At 67.9% G+C, this 15719-nt stretch carries 16 protein-coding genes; 5 read left to right on the forward strand and 11 right to left on the reverse strand.

The window, feature by feature from the left end; all coding sequences use genetic code 11:
• Positions 1-99 precede the first annotated feature (99 nt).
• A complete protein-coding gene (locus NV1_RS04980; protein ID WP_067885974.1) occupies positions 100-696 on the reverse strand; it encodes a TetR/AcrR family transcriptional regulator in 597 nt (198 codons plus the stop codon).
• Positions 697-882: 186 nt separating this feature from the next.
• Between NV1_RS04980 and NV1_RS04985 the strand changes: the two genes are divergently transcribed.
• Complete coding sequence (locus NV1_RS04985; protein WP_067885976.1) at positions 883-2349, forward strand: MFS transporter; 1467 nt, start codon at positions 883-885, stop codon at positions 2347-2349.
• Between the two features lie 71 nt (positions 2350-2420).
• Here the strand turns inward: NV1_RS04985 and NV1_RS04990 are convergent, their stop codons facing one another.
• Positions 2421-2741, reverse strand: a complete 321-nt coding sequence (locus NV1_RS04990; protein WP_067885991.1) for a GroES family chaperonin — start codon at positions 2739-2741, stop codon at positions 2421-2423.
• Between the two features lie 282 nt (positions 2742-3023).
• Between NV1_RS04990 and NV1_RS04995 the strand changes: the two genes are divergently transcribed.
• Positions 3024-4337, forward strand: a complete 1314-nt coding sequence (locus NV1_RS04995) for an FAD-binding oxidoreductase (RefSeq protein WP_245713557.1) — start codon at positions 3024-3026, stop codon at positions 4335-4337.
• 58 nt (positions 4338-4395) lie between these two features.
• The gene (locus tag NV1_RS05000; protein WP_067885993.1) at positions 4396-4689 is read left to right on the forward strand and encodes a GNAT family N-acetyltransferase; all 294 of its coding nucleotides are present in this window, start codon (positions 4396-4398) and stop codon (positions 4687-4689) included.
• Here NV1_RS05000 and NV1_RS05005 read toward each other — a convergent pair.
• From NV1_RS05005 to NV1_RS05015, 3 genes are all read right to left on the reverse strand, one after another.
• Positions 4686-4991 carry a hypothetical protein gene (locus NV1_RS05005; protein ID WP_067885995.1) on the reverse strand — a complete coding sequence of 102 codons (306 nt, stop codon included), beginning with the start codon at positions 4989-4991 and terminating at the stop codon, positions 4686-4688. The two genes, NV1_RS05000 and NV1_RS05005, sit on opposite strands and share 4 nt — an antisense overlap.
• A 408-nt stretch (positions 4992-5399) precedes the next feature.
• On the reverse strand, positions 5400-6557 hold the full coding sequence (locus NV1_RS05010; protein WP_067885997.1) for an acyl-CoA dehydrogenase: 1158 nt from the start codon (positions 6555-6557) through the stop codon (positions 5400-5402).
• A 166-nt stretch (positions 6558-6723) separates the two neighbouring features.
• Positions 6724-7464: a TetR family transcriptional regulator gene (locus NV1_RS05015; RefSeq protein ID WP_084525093.1), complete on the reverse strand. Its 741-nt coding sequence runs from the start codon at positions 7462-7464 to the stop codon at positions 6724-6726.
• 265 nt (positions 7465-7729) lie between these two features.
• Here NV1_RS05015 and NV1_RS05020 point away from each other — a divergent pair, with 265 nt between their 5' ends.
• A complete protein-coding gene (locus tag NV1_RS05020; protein ID WP_157116579.1) occupies positions 7730-9253 on the forward strand; it encodes an alpha/beta fold hydrolase in 1524 nt (507 codons plus the stop codon).
• A gap of 13 nt (positions 9254-9266) precedes the next feature.
• Here the strand turns inward: NV1_RS05020 and purE are convergent, their stop codons facing one another.
• Both purE and NV1_RS05030 read right to left on the reverse strand, forming a co-directional pair.
• Positions 9267-9812, reverse strand: coding sequence for a 5-(carboxyamino)imidazole ribonucleotide mutase (gene purE, locus NV1_RS05025; protein ID WP_067886001.1), 546 nt, complete (start codon positions 9810-9812; stop codon positions 9267-9269).
• Positions 9802-11028: a 5-(carboxyamino)imidazole ribonucleotide synthase gene (locus NV1_RS05030; RefSeq protein ID WP_067886003.1), complete on the reverse strand. Its 1227-nt coding sequence runs from the start codon at positions 11026-11028 to the stop codon at positions 9802-9804. Before NV1_RS05030 ends, purE begins: the two co-directional genes overlap by 11 nt.
• 64 nt (positions 11029-11092) lie before the next feature.
• Between NV1_RS05030 and NV1_RS05035 the strand changes: the two genes are divergently transcribed.
• Positions 11093-11662: a GtrA family protein gene (locus tag NV1_RS05035; RefSeq protein ID WP_067886005.1), complete on the forward strand. Its 570-nt coding sequence runs from the start codon at positions 11093-11095 to the stop codon at positions 11660-11662.
• A 1-nt stretch (position 11663) separates the two neighbouring features.
• Here NV1_RS05035 and NV1_RS05040 read toward each other — a convergent pair whose 3' ends face one another.
• From NV1_RS05040 to NV1_RS05055, 4 genes are all read right to left on the reverse strand, one after another.
• Positions 11664-12974, reverse strand: coding sequence for a sensor histidine kinase (locus NV1_RS05040; RefSeq protein ID WP_067886007.1), 1311 nt, complete (start codon positions 12972-12974; stop codon positions 11664-11666).
• A 6-nt stretch (positions 12975-12980) separates the two neighbouring features.
• Positions 12981-13658, reverse strand: coding sequence for a response regulator transcription factor (locus tag NV1_RS05045; RefSeq protein ID WP_067886009.1), 678 nt, complete (start codon positions 13656-13658; stop codon positions 12981-12983).
• Between the two features lie 41 nt (positions 13659-13699).
• Positions 13700-14257: a PH domain-containing protein gene (locus NV1_RS05050; RefSeq protein WP_067886011.1), complete on the reverse strand. Its 558-nt coding sequence runs from the start codon at positions 14255-14257 to the stop codon at positions 13700-13702.
• Positions 14258-14348: 91 nt separating this feature from the next.
• Positions 14349-15152, reverse strand: coding sequence for a biotin--[acetyl-CoA-carboxylase] ligase (locus tag NV1_RS05055; protein WP_067886013.1), 804 nt, complete (start codon positions 15150-15152; stop codon positions 14349-14351).
• Between the last annotated feature and the right edge of the window lie 567 nt (positions 15153-15719).

Here is a 15719-nt window from a genome sequence, read left to right on the forward strand (position 1 = left end):
GACCTCGCCGAACACCGTACGGAGCCCGGTGCCGCCCGAGCCGAGCGGCCACGGACGACGCCGAGTGCGACCGTGCGGCCGGCCGGGGCCGAATCCTCGTTACTTCTCGGGGATTCCCCTGTCCCGTAGGGCGATATCGCGGACCGCTCTTTTCACCCACTGTCGCCAGAGGTCGGGGTCGGCGTCGTCGCCCAGCACGAATCGGGCGGACTGGGGCAGGGCCTCCCGGTAGTTGATCAGGCCGGTCAGGAGCGTCAGCAGATATCCCGGCGGCATATCGTCGCGGACCAGCCCGCGCTGTTGCGCGTCGTCCACCCGGGCGACCTTGTGTTGGTAGCGGTTGGCGCGGGCCGCACCCGCGGTGATCTCGTCCGGTCCCATCTCCAGCGCCTCCCACATCTGCAGACGCAGGAATTCCGGATGGGCGCGGTGGTAGTCCAGATGCGCGTCGACCCAGGCGTCCAGATCGGTCAGGTCGATGGGCACCGCCTCGGCCACATCCAGCATGACCTTCTCCAGCACCTGGCGGAACAGTTGCTGTTTATCGCCGAAATAGGCGTAGATCAGCTGCTTGTTGGCGTTGGCGTTACGGGCGATGCGATCGACCCTGGCTCCGACGATCCCATACGCGGCGAACTCGTCGATGGCCGCGGAGAAGATGCGCGCTCTCGTCGCCTCGGGATCTCTCGGAGCCATGGACCGAGTCTAACCAACCGAATAGTTGACAAGCCGCGCGGCAGACTGGAATATTCTCAACCAACCGGTTAGTTACTGGATTCGAGGATCCGTCCTCGACCCAGTACGGGCGCAGCGCGGCGCCCGGCATCCGCATACCGATTCCGGGAGATCGTCATGTCCACTCTCGAAACCTCTTCTGCTCCAATGCTTCTGGCAGACGGTAAGATCGAGGTACCCGCCGCACCGCCGGAGCCGAAAACCGCCGCGCCCTTCGCCGCACGCTGGCGAGTACTGCCGGTGGTGCTCAGCGCCATGTTCATGGCGATGTTCGACTGGTTCGTGGTCAACGTCGCGGCGTCCTCGCTGCAACACGATCTGCACACCGGTCAGTCCGCACTGGAACTGATCGTCGGCGGATACGGGTTCGCCTTCGCATCGGCCCTGATCACCGGCGGACGCCTCGGCGATCTGTACGGCCACCGGCGCATGTTCGTCCTGGGCATGCTCGCCTTCGGCGCGGCATCGCTGCTGTGCGGGCTCGCACCGAATTCCTGGACGCTGGTCGCCTTCCGCATTCTGCAGGGCGGCACCGCGGCGCTCATGGTGCCGCAGCTGCTCGCCCTGATCAACACCCTGTTCCCGGTCGCCGAGCGCCCCCGCGCGATGGCCGCCTACGGGGCGACCATCGGCCTGGGCGCGGTCGCCGGGCAGGTGCTGGGCGGGCTGCTGCTCGAGGCGGATCTGTTCGGCTGGGGCTGGCGCACCGTGTTCTACATCAACGTGCCGATCGGCTTGGCCGCGGCCGCGCTGGCCGCGCGCTGGCTGCCGCGCGCCGAATCACGTCAGCGCACCACGCTGGATCCCATTGGTGCACTGGGTATCTCGTGTGCACTGGCCCTGCTGCTGGTACCGGTGACGGCGGGACGTCCGGAGGGCTGGCCGCTGTGGACGTGGATCTCGATGGCCGCGTCCGTTCCGGTCGCGCTGCTCACTGCGGGCTATGAGGCCAGGCTCGGCCGCCGGGGCGGCGCGCCGGTCCTGGACATGGGTATGGTGCGCCGCCGGGTGTTCGGCGCGGGCATGCTGATCGGCGGCGGCTATCTGACCTTCTTCGCCGGATTCATGCTCTGCCTGACCTTGCTGCTGCAGGACGGGCTCGGCCTCTCCCCCTTGCGCGCGGGGCTGGCATTCGCGCCGCTGGGCCTGTGTTTCGCGGGCAGTTCGTTCTTCCTGGCTCGCCGCGTCGCCGATCGGATCGGCAATCGGGTCATGGTGGCCGGGGTCGGCGCGGGACTGCTCGGCACCGTGATCGTGCTGGCCGTGCTGAGCTGGTCAGGTCGTGAGGTCAGCGTGTTCGCACTCGTTCCCGGCATGATGATCGTCGGTATCGGCAACGGCCTGACCCTGCCCTCGGTGATCGGCGCGGTGCTGTCCTCGGGCATCCCGCCGCAGCAGGCCGGGATGGCAGCCGGGGCACTGACCACCTCGCAGCAGTTCGGAAATGCCATCGGTGCGACGATTCTCGGAACCACCTTCTTCGCGGTCCTGGGATCAGCGGGCGGGACGGGCGATTACGTGAACGCCATGCGGGCCGCCGCGCTGGTCGGGCTCGCGGTTCTGGTGATCGCGTTGGCGGCCGCGTTCGCCCTGCCCAGGCATACCCGGCCCTGAATCCGGCTCACCGCGAAGGCCCTCGTCCGGCCGATGGGCCCGTCCGGCCGGTACCTACCGGACGGACGGGCTCACAGGTAGAGACCGGTGCCGTGCTCGGTGCGGTCGTTGGCGACCGCGTGCAGGTCGCGTTCGCGCATGACGGCGTACGCCTGTCCCTGGATCTCGACCTCGAACTGATCCTCGGCGCTGTACAGCACCCGGTCCCCGACCTGGACGCTGCGCACATGTGACCCCACACCGCACACCTCGCCCCAGGTCAAACGCTTGGCCACCTGCGCGGTCGCGGGAATGAGGATGCCGCCGCTACTGCGCCGCTCCCCGGCCTCCGGGGTTTCCCGCACGATGACCCTGTCGTGCAACATCTGAATTTCGAGCTTCGGATCGGACACCGCGAAATTGTATGAGACCAGGACAACCGACGTTCGGCTGCATGGTCACACCGCCGCTCACCGCACAGTTTGTTGCACCGGATTGTTGCACCAGCAGGCGACAACTGATCTGGTTGGTACATGGGTAACTCCGAGGGCACGCCCGAAACTCGAGCAGGCTCTGAACCGCCGGCCCGAAGCGCGGGTCTCCACGCACCCGACGACACGCTGAAGTCGCGGGGAGGCGGAGGAGCAGGCGGGGGAGCGGCAAGCCTCGCCGGGGCTCTGCCCGCGGGCACGGTCGTGACCGATCCGGACATTCTCGCCGGATATCGGCAGGATCGGGCCTTGGATCCCGATGCGGGGACCCCGCTGGCGCTGGTTCGTCCCACCACCACCGAGCAGGTCTCGACCGTGCTGCGGTGGGCGCAGCGGCACCGGGTGCCGGTGGTGCCCCGGGGCGCGGGGACCGGACTGTCCGGCGGGGCCACCGCCCAGGACGGCGCACTGCTGCTGAGTACCGAGCGGATGCGAGAGATCACCGTCGATCCGGTCACCCGGACCGCGGTCGCTCAGCCTGGACTCTTGAACGCGGAGGTCAAACGGGCGGTCGCCGAGCACGGGCTCTGGTACCCACCGGACCCGTCCTCGTTCGAGATCTGCTCGATCGGCGGTAACGCGGCCACCAACGCGGGCGGCCTGTGCTGCGTGAAGTACGGCGTCACAACCGATTACGTGCTCGGTATGGAGGTGGTGCTGGCCGACGGCACCGCGGTCCGGCTGGGCGGGCCGCGGCTGAAGGACACCGCCGGGCTGTCGCTGACCAAACTGTTCGTCGGCAGCGAGGGCACCCTCGGCGTCATCACCGAGGTGACGTTGCGTCTGCTGCCCGCGCAGACACCCCAAAGCACCGTGGTGGCAACGTTTTCCACGGTCGAGACGGCCACCGCGGCGATCCTGGCGGTCACCGCGCGGCTGCGGCCCTCGATGCTGGAGTTCATGGACGCGGTGGCGATCAACGCCGTCGAGGACGAATTGCGCATGGGCCTGGACCGCACCGCGGCGGGCATGCTGGTGGCCCGATCCGACGCACCCGGTGAGCACGCCGCCGCCGAGGCCGCGATCATGGTCGAAGCCTGCGAAAAGGCCGGGGCCACCGAGGTGTTCAGCACCGAGGACCCGCAGGAGGGCGAGGCGTTCACCGCCGCGCGACGTTTCGCCATCCCGGCCGTGGAGCGCAAGGGCACACTGCTGCTCGAGGATGTCGGGGTGCCGCTGCCCCGGCTGGGCGAGCTGGTCACCGGAATCGCCGAGATCGCCACGCGCCGTGAGGTTCTGGTATCGGTCATCGCGCACGCCGGGGACGGCAACACGCATCCGCTGATCGTGCACGATCCCGGCGACGCCGAGGAGACCGCCCGGGCGCATCAGGCGTTCGGGGAGATCATGGACCTGGCGATCGCGCTGGGGGGCACCATCACCGGCGAGCACGGCGTCGGGCGGCTGAAGAAGGCGTGGCTGCCCGATCAGGTCGGCCCCGAGGTGATGGCCCTGACCCGGCGCATCAAGGACGCGCTGGACCCGCACGGCATTCTCAATCCCGGCGCCGTGCTGTAAACCGCCCGGAACCGGGTACTCCGGAACAAACTCACCGCCCCGAGGAGTTTCACCACATATGACCACCAGGTTCGAGCACAATGTCGCCGACACCCGCTACGAGATCTACCTCGACGACACCCTCGCCGGATACGCCGACTACAGCGAGCGCACCGACGGCGATCGCAGGACGCGCGATTTCCAGCACACCCTGACGTTCCCGGAGTTCCGCGGCCGCGGCGTGGCCGCACAGGTGGTCGAATTCGCGCTGAAAGACGCCAAGGCGGCGGGGTTCTCGGTGATTCCCACGTGCTGGTACGTGGAGAAGTTCATCGCCGAACACCGCGAATACGCGGACATGGTGGGCGGCTAATTACGCCGCCACACCGAGAATTGCCGGTCGAGCACGGTGCCGATGGCCTGGTTCACCCGCCGGTTGTCGAAACCCGGTAACGACCGCAGCCGCACGAGGAATTCGGTGTCGGCTGCCGAATGGGGTACCACACATCCATTTCCCTTCGTCCCGATGAGCACGAAGAACATCGCCTCGGCGAAAGGTCCGTCCGCCGTAGTGATCACCCGGACCTCCGAGAGGTCCCGCCACAGCACCTCTTCGATCCGCCCGTTGTCCAACGTGCGCCGGACGAACTTGTCGTTGATCTCGACTCCGGCCATGCCTCAATAGTGCTCCGTGCGAGCCACATTCGATAGACCCGAATTCGCCCGATTGCGACTGTATTTACGTCTGCAAGAACAGATCTCACCGCCCTGGACAAGCCGGAAACAGCGTGCTGCGCAGCGGAGCGAAGCAGTGGCAACCGGACTCGCGACGCCCCGAAGCCGACACGCGCTCCCACACACCTGGTTCCAACGCCGTGGACGACGCCGACGCCGAGTTAGCGGTGAGACCCGAAGGGCCGCGAACAGCCGAGCGCAGCGGAGGCAATCCACCACAGTTCGCGGCCCGTCTCGCCGGTCGGACGCGTGGCGGGTGCGAGGAACGAGTACCCGACACGGGGCCGAGCGGTGAGACTTCGGGGGCCGCGAACACGCCGGAGCGCAGCGGAGGCCGAAATTACAGCATTACCGCAGCAGGGCGCGCGACATCACCAGACGCTGGATCTGGTTGGTGCCCTCGTAGATCTGGGTGATCTTGGCGTCGCGCATCATCCGCTCCACCGGGAAGTCGGTGGTGTAGCCCGCGCCGCCGAACAGCTGCACGGCGTTGGTGGTGACCTCCATCGCCACGTCGGAGGCGAAACACTTCGAGGCGGCGGAGATGAAGCCGAGGTTCTTCTCGCCGCGCTCGGCGCGGGCGGCGGAGGTGTAGACCATCAGGCGGGCCGCCTCGACCTTCATCGCCATATCCGCGAGCATGAACTGGGTGTTCTGGAAGTCCGCGATGGCCTTGCCGAACTGCTTGCGCTCCTTGGTGTACGCGATCGCGGCGTCGAGAGCACCCTGTGCCAGACCGACCGCCTGCGCGCCGATGGTCGGGCGGGTGTGGTCCAGGGTCTCGAGCGCGGTCTTGAAGCCGGTGCCCTCCGCGCCGATCATCCGGTCGCCGGAGACGCGGCAGTTCTCGAAGTACAGCTCTGCGGTCGGCGAGCCCTTGATGCCCAGCTTGTGTTCGAGCGGGCCGACGACGAAGCCCTCGTCATCGATGTGCACCATGAACGCGGAGATACCGTTGGCGCCCTTGTCCGGGTCGGTCACCGCCATCACGGTGTACCAGCTGGATTTGCCGCCGTTGGTGATCCAGCACTTGGAACCGTTGATCACCCAGTCGTCGCCGTCGCGGCGGGCGCGGGTGCGCATACCGGCCGCATCGGATCCGGCCTCGCGCTCGGACAGCGCGTAGGAGGCCATCTGGCCGTTCACGATATCGGGGAGCACCTTGCCCTTGAGCTCGTCGGAGCCCTTCAGGATCAGGCCCATGGTGCCCAGCTTGTTCACCGCGGGGATCAGCGAGGACGAGCCGCACACCCGGGCGACCTCCTCGATCACGATGCAGGTCGCGACCGAATCCGCACCCTGCCCGCCGAAGGCGTCCGGCACGTGCACCGCGTTGAACCCGGCGGCGTTGAGCGCGTCCAGCGCCTCCTGCGGGAAGCGGGAATGCTCGTCGACATCCTTGGCGTAGGGGGCGATTTCCTTCTCCGCCAGGCCACGAATGGCCTCGCGCAGCTCGTTGTGTACGTCGTCGAGCTTGAACAGGTCGAAATCGGGATTGCCCGCCATGGGTCTCTCCTGGTCGTCGGGTCGGATCACCTGGGTCCGCGAATTTTCAGCATGTCGGCACTCAGTGCCAGTCGATGACGAGTATACGTCGCCATTTCACCCTCGTATTCCGCGATGCCCCGCGGTCACCCTGGCACTGAGTGTCATAACCCGGAAGTGACGGTTATCACAGATTACCGAGACGTCGACCGAGGAATTCTGTCACCTGTGCGGGCGGCATGGCGCGCGGGAAGACCGCGACCACCATCTCCTCGCCGCCGTCGCGCTCGCGTCCGATACCGGCCAGCGCGGCGCGCAGATCCGCCACCCCGCCGTCGGACTCACCGCGCACCATCCGTCGCAGCAGGTAGTTGTGCGTGGCCGTCACCGCCGCGGTGAACTGGATGAGCGCCAGATCCGGCGTCTGCGGCAGAGCGGTGCGCAGATAGTCGGTGAACAACCGCTCGTACCGGAACACCGTCACGATCTCCCGATCACGCAGAGCCGGAACCTGCCGCACCACCCGATACCGCCGCGCGGCCAATTCCCTTGTGCGAGTGAATCTTTCGAACACCCCCACCACGGCCTCGCACACCTCGTCCCACGGATCACCCCGCGCCGCATCCAAATAGGCCCGAGCCTGCGCCAATTGCGCCTCGTGGTCGGCGAATACGACATCCTCCTTGGACCGGAACTGGCGGAAGAAGGTGCGTCGCGAGATGCCCGCGGCCTCGGCGATCTCGTCGACAGCCGTGGCCTCGTACCCCTTGTCCGCGAACAACCGCAAGGCGTGATCGACCACCGACAACCGGAATGCCGCGCCACCACCCCGGGAATTCTGCGGCTCCTCGGATGCGGAGAGATGTGTGCCCCGGGCCGGCGGTTCGCTGTCCGGCCGGGCCTCGGGCGTGCCCCGTGAATTACCCATGTGCTCGCGAAATCAGTCGGCCGGTCGGCATATCGGCGATTATCCCAGAAGGGGTGCGCACAGCTGTCCCCGCTCCACGACCATTCTCTCCGGCTCGTTCGAGAACGGATCGGGTATCGACTCGGGATCTGCGGCCGAGTCGCAAAACGCCGAGCGGATTCCGTGAAATCGCTCGCATTTGCGGTTGACTCTCATTGATTTCCGCTCGGTCTGCGGTGGCTCCCTGCGTGATTCGGTCTCGACTTGCTGAAAGGGGCGATTTCCGGTGGGTATTGGAGATCGTGGGTTGCGTAATGCCGGAAGTGTCGTCGCGACGATGACCGTCGCCGTTCTGGCGGCCGCGATGGCAGCTGGTGTCGCGGTCGCCGGACCGGCAGACCCCCTGGCGCACTTTCACCGGCAACAACTCGATTGGCATCCGTGCGACGATCCGGCTCTACCGGCGGAGCACGCGGACTGCGCGGATGCCGCGGTGCCGCTCGATTACGGCAGGCCGGACGGCCCGAGCATCACGATCGCGATCTCGCGGATCCGGGCGCGCGATACCGCACATCGTCGCGGTGTGCTGCTGACCAACTCGGGCGGACCGGGAACGCCGGGGATCGATGCGTTCGATCTGGTCGGTGACGTGCTGCGACCCGATGTGCTGAGCCGCTACGACCTGATCGGCTTCGACCCGCGTGGAGTCGCCCGATCCGGGCGGCGCCAGCGCTGCGGCTGGCCGGTCGCCACCCCGATCCGCTCGGCGGGCGTCGGATTGCCCGGATTCGTCGCCGAAACGGGGCTGCAGGCGCAGCTGGCCGCACAGTGTCTGGTGGGCGATCGAGACTGGATGCGGCAACTCAGCACTCGCAACACCGCCCGCGACATGGACGTGATCCGCGCCGCGCTGCACGAGGACCGGCTCAGCTATTACGGCGTGTCGTACGGCACCTACCTGGGCGCGGTCTACGCCCAGCTGTTCCCCGGCCGATCCGATCGCATGGTGCTCGACAGCGCCATCGATCCGCGACGCTACTGGCTGGGGTTGCAACAGGATTGGGGTCCGGCGGTGGAAGCGGCCTTCGACGACTGGGCGGGCTGGGTCGCCGCCCGGGACCGGCAATATCGCCTCGGAGCCGACACGGGCGAGGTGCGTCGCGACGTCGAAGCCCTGATCGACCGGGCAGCGCGGTCGCCGATCGTGATCGAGGGCTTCGGATTCGACGATCATCTGCTGCCGACCGTGCTGTGGACGATGTTGCGCGACGCGCGATTGAACGCGGCCCTGGCGGCGTCGGTGCGGGCGCTCGCCGATGCGGCCGCGGGACGCCCGCCGCAGGTGCCGCCGGAGCTGCGCAAGCTGATCGAGGACGACGAGCACGACGAGAATTCGGTCATGGTGCAGATCTGGTGCGCGGACGCGCCGATGCCCGCCGATCCCGCCTGGTACTGGAACGCGATCCAGGCGGCCCGGCCGACCCAGCCGATCTTCGCCGCACTGGCCAACAACATTCAGCCCTGTGCCTTCTGGCCGCCGCCCGCCGAACCGCCCACCGTGGTCGACAACGCCGTGCCCGCACTGATCCTGCAGGCCACCGGCGACAACCGGACCCCCTACCCGGGAGCCGTCGCCCTGCATCAGCAGATGTCGGGGTCGCGGTTGATCACGTTGACCGACACCAGGATTCACATGGTGCTGCGGCCCGGTCTGAGCACCTGCGTCCTGGACACCACCAACGACTACTTCCGCGACGGCGCCTTCCCGGCGGGAGACCGGACCTGCCGGCCCACCACATTGCTCGAGTAGGCGCCGGATCGCCTCAGCCCAGCAGGCGCGCGCGCAGTGCGGCGTCCTTCTCCAGCACCATCGTTTCCAGGCCGGCCTGGAATTGCTCCATGCGAGTGCGCAATTCGGGGTCCGCGGCGGCGAGGATGCGCACCGCCAGCAGACCCGCGTTGCGGGCGCCGCCGATGGAGACGGTCGCGACCGGAACGCCCGCGGGCATCTGCACGATCGACAGGAGTGAATCCATGCCGTCGAGGTATTTGAGCGGGACCGGGACGCCGATGACGGGCAGGGCGGTGGCCGAGGCGACCATGCCGGGCAGGTGGGCCGCGCCGCCCGCGCCCGCGATGATGACGCGGATACCGCGGGCGGCCGCGTCGCGGGCGTAGTCCAGCATGCGCCGGGGGGTGCGGTGCGCCGAGACGACGCCGACCTCGAAGCGAATGCCGAACTCCGCCAACGCCTCCGCCGCGGCCTGCATGGTCGGCCAGTCCGAGTCGCTGCCCATGATCAGGCCGACCGCCGGGCCCGAACCGCCGGATTCGTTGCCGCCGGCGGAATGTGCCTGCTCAGTGCTCATCGTGCGGATCCCATCCGTCGGTCCATACCGCATGCGACATCCAGTGCGCCGCACGCTCCGCCTTCTCCCGAACCACCGCGACGTCGTCGCCGAGAATATTGATGTGCCCGATTTTGCGCTTCGGGCGTTCGCCCTTGCCGTACAGGTGAACTCGCGCCTCGGGCAGACGGGCGAACAGGTGGTGCAGCCGCTCGTCCATCGACATCTCCGGCGCTTGCGGCGCACCCAGGATGTTCGCCATGACCGTCACGGGCGCGAGCGGGGTGGTGTCACCGAGCGGATAGTCCAGTACCGCCCGCAGATGCTGTTCGAACTGACCGGTGACCGCGCCGTCCATCCCCCAGTGCCCGGAATTGTGCGGACGCATCGCCAGCTCGTTCACCAGCAGCGCGCCGTCCTGGGTCTCGAACAGCTCCACCGCCATCACACCGGTGACGCCCAATTCGGTGGCCAGCCGCAGGGCCAGCGACTGTGCCTGCGAAGCCGACCCTTCGGACAGCTCCTGCGCGGGCGCGATCACCACCGCGCACTGCCCGTCCCGCTGCACCGTCTCCACCACCGGCCACACCGCGGCCTGACCGAACGGCGAACGCGCGACCATCGCCGACAGCTCGCGGCGCAAGGTGACCTTCTGCTCGGCCAGCAGCGGCACGCCCTGGTCCAGCTGCTCCCCCGCGACGGCGGCGGCCTGCTCGGCGTCGTCGACCATCCACACCCCGCGGCCGTCGTACCCGCCGCGCACCGCCTTGAGCACCACCGGCCAGCCATGCTCCGCACCGAAGCCGACCGCGTCCGCGACCGATTCCACGGCGGTGAACGCCGGAACGGGCGCACCGAATTCGGCGAGCCGGCGCCGCATCGCCAGCTTGTCCTGGGCGAAGATCAGCGCCCGCGGCGGCGGCTGGACGTTCACACCCTCGGCGACCAGCGCCTCGAGATGCGCGGTCGGCACGTGTTCGTGGTCGAAGGTCAACGCGTGCGAGCCGACCGCGGCCTTGCGCAGCGCCGCCAGATCCGTATGCGAGCCCAGCACGACCTCGGGTGTCACCTGAGCGGCGGGATCATCGGGGCGCTCGGCCAGCACGCGCAGGCGCTGCCCCAGCGCCACGGCGGCCTGATGCGTCATGCGGGCAAGCTGGCCGCCACCGATCATCGTCACGGTCGGCATGCCCGAATTGTCGAAAGAACGGGACGTCACGAGCCACAATGTTGTCATGCGCCGCTACCGGCGAATGCGTGCGGGTTGGTTGCCCGAACTGGAACGGACGTAGACTCATCCCGTGTCAATCGTCGACAATGTGGTCAGTGTCCTGCCCAAAACGGTGCGGGACCTCGCAATCCGTCATCACGAACTGATCAAGTTCGCCATTGTCGGAGCGACCACTTTCGTCATCGACAGCGGCATTTTCTATGCCTTGAAGCTGACGGTGCTTTCGCCCAAACCGGTCACCGCCAAGATCATCTCCGGTGTGATCGCGGTCATCGCGTCCTACATCCTGAATCGGGAATGGTCGTTCAAAGGCCGCGGCGGACGCGAGCGTCATCACGAGGCGCTGCTGTTCTTCGTGGTCAGCGGCATCGGTGTGCTGCTGAGCAATATTCCGCTGTGGATCTCGAGCTATGTGTTCGAACTGCGCGTACCGCACGTGAGCCTCACCACCGAGAACATCGCCGATTTCTGCAGCGCCTTCATCATCGGCAACCTGCTGCAGATGGCTTTCCGGTACTGGACCATGAAGCGCTGGGTGTTCCCCGACGAGATCGACGCCCTCGTCGACGAATTCGAGGAACTCTACGAGGAAGAACGCCACACGGAAAATCCGCCGCCGAGCACACCGGTAACCGGGTAACTCAGCGCGGTTCCCCTGAAACGCCGACGGCTGTGCGCGTGCGAGTCGGTTTGCCCAGGAAGACCGCGAACAACGCCGGACGTCGCCGCTGCAGTTCCAGACGGCCTCCGTCGGCCTCGATCAGCGCCCGCGCCAGCGCGAGCCCGACACCGGTCGACCCGGCGCCGGAGAAACCACGATCGAAAATGTGCGGGGCCAATTCGTCGCTGACGCCGTCACCCTCGTCGGCCACCTCCACCGCGATCAGCGGCTCCCGATCCGGACCGCCGTAGACCGTGCGCACCGAGACCGTGCAATCGCCGGCGCCGTGCATCAGGGCGTTGTCGATCAGCACCGCGAGCGCCTCGCGCAGTCGTGAACCGGTCACCGGCGCGCGCAGCGTGGGATCGCCCGACAGGATCAACCGGCGACCGGCGTCGGCGAACGGATGCCGCCATTCGGCCACCACCCCGCGCAGCTCCTCCACCACCGGCACCGGATCGCGATCGGCCGCGTTCTCGTCGCGGGAGGCGCGCACCAGCTCATCGATGGCGGCGGTGAGCCGGTCGACCTGGGCCATCGCCTCCTCCGCCTCGTGCACCACCGCTGGATCGGCGTGCGCGGACAACTCGTCCAGGCGCAGTCGCACCGCGGTCAGGCGGCTGCGCAGCTGATGGGATACGTCCGCCACCAGGGTGTGTTCGCGCTGCAGCCGGCCGGCGATCTCGACCGCGGCCGAATCGAGCACATCGGAGACCCGATCGAGCTCGGTGATCCCGTGCCGCCGGACTTCCAACCGGAAATCGCCCATCGCCAGGCGCGCGGCCCGGCCCGCGACATCGCGCAGCGGGTCGGCCACCCGGCGCGCGGTCACCACCGCCACCGCGACGCCCGCCGCCAGCGAAGCCAGCGCGACCAGGCCCACGGCACCGACGGCCTGCCACTGCATCGCGTGCATCCGGTCCGCGGGCACCTCGAGACGCAGCGAGCCCGATGTGCCCATCGACAGCGACTGTGCCACCGGGTCCTGCACATTCGGCACGCCCGCGGTGACGCTCAGCGCGGCGTCCTCCGGGGTCGGGTAGATGATGGTCAGCTTGCCGCCCTGCGGAATGAGCGCCTGCACCAGATGCAGATCGAGGGTGCCGTGCACGAGCCCGTCCGCCTGCTCCTGACCGCGCACCTCCTGCGCCATCCGATCCAGCCGGGCCATCAGATCGTTGCGGTTGATATCGGCCACCCACTGCCAGGCGGTGAAGGCCAGCGGGATACCCAGCACCACGGTGGTGAGCAGCAGCGCGGCCAGCATGGACCGCAGGATTCTGCGCCGCATCCGCGATCAGTCGGTGTTGAACCGGAAGCCGACGCCCCGGACGGTGACGATGCGCCGCTCGGCCACCGGGCCCTCGTCGCCGATCTTGCGACGCAGCCAGGACATGTGCATATCGAGCGTCTTCGAGCCGCGCAGATCCGCATCGCCCCACACCTCGCGCAGGATCGCCTCGCGCGGCACCACCTGACCGGCCCGGTCGATGAGCACCTTGAGCAGCTCGTACTCCTTGTTGGCCAGATTCACCTCATGGCCGTTGACCATGACCCGCCGGGCCTGCGGTTCGAGCCGGATGCCGCCGATCTCCACGGCCTCGTCACCGATTCCGCTGCGCCGCAACAACGCTCGCACCCGGGCCAGCAGTTCGGCGAGGCGGAACGGTTTGCCGACGTAATCGTCGGCGCCGGCGTCGAGGCCGACCACGAAGTCGACCTCGTCGGTGCGGGCGGTGAGCATGAGCACCGCGAGATCGGCGCCGCTGGCGCGGACCTGGCGGCAAACCTCGAGCCCATCCATACCGGGCAAGCCCAGATCGAGAATCAGCAGATCGTGCTCACCGTGCAGGGCACGCTCGAGTACGGCCGGTCCGAAACTTTCCACGGTTACCGAATAACCCTCGCGTCCCAGCGCCCGTGACAGCGGGGCGGCGATGGCCTCGTCATCTTCGGCCAGCAATACGGCGGTCACGTGACCAGACTACGTTCCCGACCCCACGGCCGACTCATCGATCAGCGGTAATCCCGTTGCCCACGCTCGTGGTCCGCTTCGGACTGCCGGTCGAGCCGCGGATCACGGGAGCTGTCGAAGACCTCGTGGTACAACAGCGCGTGTACCTGTTCCACCTCGGGAATGTCGTGGTACTCCAAGGGATCGCCAGACGCGGCGTCGATGATCAACGTCCCGGTCCCGAGCAGTCGCTCGAAAAGCCTGTGCCGGAACTGGACACTGGCGATGCGGTTCATCGGGATGTCGATCCCGGTGTGTGTCAGAACCCCGTCACGCACCAGCACTCGCCGGTCGGTGATGATGAAATGTGTTGAGGCCCAACGGATTACCGGACCCACAGCACGCCACAGCACGAGTATCGCCCAGACCGCGGCGATGCCGATCAGCACCGCCGTGCGCGCGGCGTCACCGACGTGCCGCCAGGTCAACCCGCCCGCGAATCCGGCCAGCGCGGTGGCCAGGATGAATGTGACCGCGGGCCAGAACAACATCTTCCAGTGCGGATGATGATGCAGCAGCAAGCGCTCGTCCGGCGCCAGCAGCCCCTCCGGATAACCCATGTCCGAACCCTACCGCGCGATCGGGTGAGGGCGACGGTCAGCTAACCCACAGCAGGCGGTAGCCGCGCGCAGGTGGCGAGCAGCTCGCGGCTCAGGATTCGACGGGGCGCAGGTGCGTGACATCACCCGCCGAGACGGCCCGGTCACCGATGAGCAGCCGACCGATCGCGTCGACGCCGGTCGCGATGCCGAGAAGTACTTCGCCGCCGGGCAGTTCGGCCCGGACCTGGGCGCCGAGGGTGATGCACCGCTCGCGATACCGCTGTGCCAATTCCTCGACGTCCCAGTGCGCATCGCGCCAACGGGTGAACTGCGCGGCGAAGTTGCGCAGGATCGACAGCGCCAGGGCGGTGCGATCCACCTCGGACGCCCCGGCCAGAAACAGCGAAGTGGCATGGGGTACGGGTAATTCGTCCTGTGTCAGAGCGACATTCAGCCCGACGCCGATCACCACCGCGGGCGCGTCACCGGGCGAGGCGACCTCGGCCAGGATGCCCGACACCTTGCGGCCGTCGATCAGAACATCGTTGGGCCACTTGAGATTCGCGTTCAGCCCGGTCGTCTGGCGCACCGCGTCCACGACCGCCACGCCGGTCAGCAGCGGCAGCCAGCCCAGTGCGGCCGGGGCGATACCGGCCGGACGCACCAGCATCGACAGCGCCAGCTGCGCACGCGGCGGGCTCGACCACGACCGGTCGTGCCGTCCACGGCCGCGCTCCTGCGTTTCGGCGAGCAGTACGGCCCCGTCCGCAGCCGGATCGCTCGCCCGCGCGATCAGATCGGCATTGGTGGATCCGGTCGACTCCACCACATCGATCCGCGAGAAGAACGACAGATCCGGTGATTCGGCGATGCTTCGCTGCAGCTCAGCGATGTCCAAGGGGGGCCTGTGCACGCCTGGAAGGCTACACCGGCCCCGCCGGACAACGTGTCCGGACGTGACGATGGCGCCGCACCCGTCCGGGTGCGGCGCCATCGCCTGTCATCGATTCAGCCTGCGAGGCAGTACGCGTCGATGGCGGCTGCCTCGGTGGGCATGCCGTCCTCTCGGTGATCGCCGGAACGCTCGTCCCGCTGCTCTTGCGCGCGGACCCACGGCTCCGGGTCCACGACCGTCGGCCGCGGCTCCCGCCGGCACCGGCCGCTCCATCCCGCAGCCACGGCCCGCTCCGTGACTGTCCTACTCCACTCCCACATACCGCGCGCCTCCCCTTGCTCGGATTCAGGACCTCTACCGTAACGCCGATGATCAGGACAAGACAGTGAATTTCCGGGCACTCCGGACACAGTGGGTACCGGACGCAATCCGCCGCTTCCGTAATTCGCTGTCCGGCAACGTGTGCCGAATCGTTCCCGAGCTACTCGGATCTCGGGTCTTCGGGATGCGCTGCGGGACAACACCGATGACCTGATCGCCGATTCCTCGGACGGCCCACGTCGCGGGCCGCAGGGCGCGGTGAAC

Origin of the sequence: Nocardia vaccinii NBRC 15922 (genome assembly GCF_001613305.1) — a bacterium.
Classification (GTDB): domain Bacteria; phylum Actinomycetota; class Actinomycetes; order Mycobacteriales; family Mycobacteriaceae; genus Nocardia; species Nocardia vaccinii.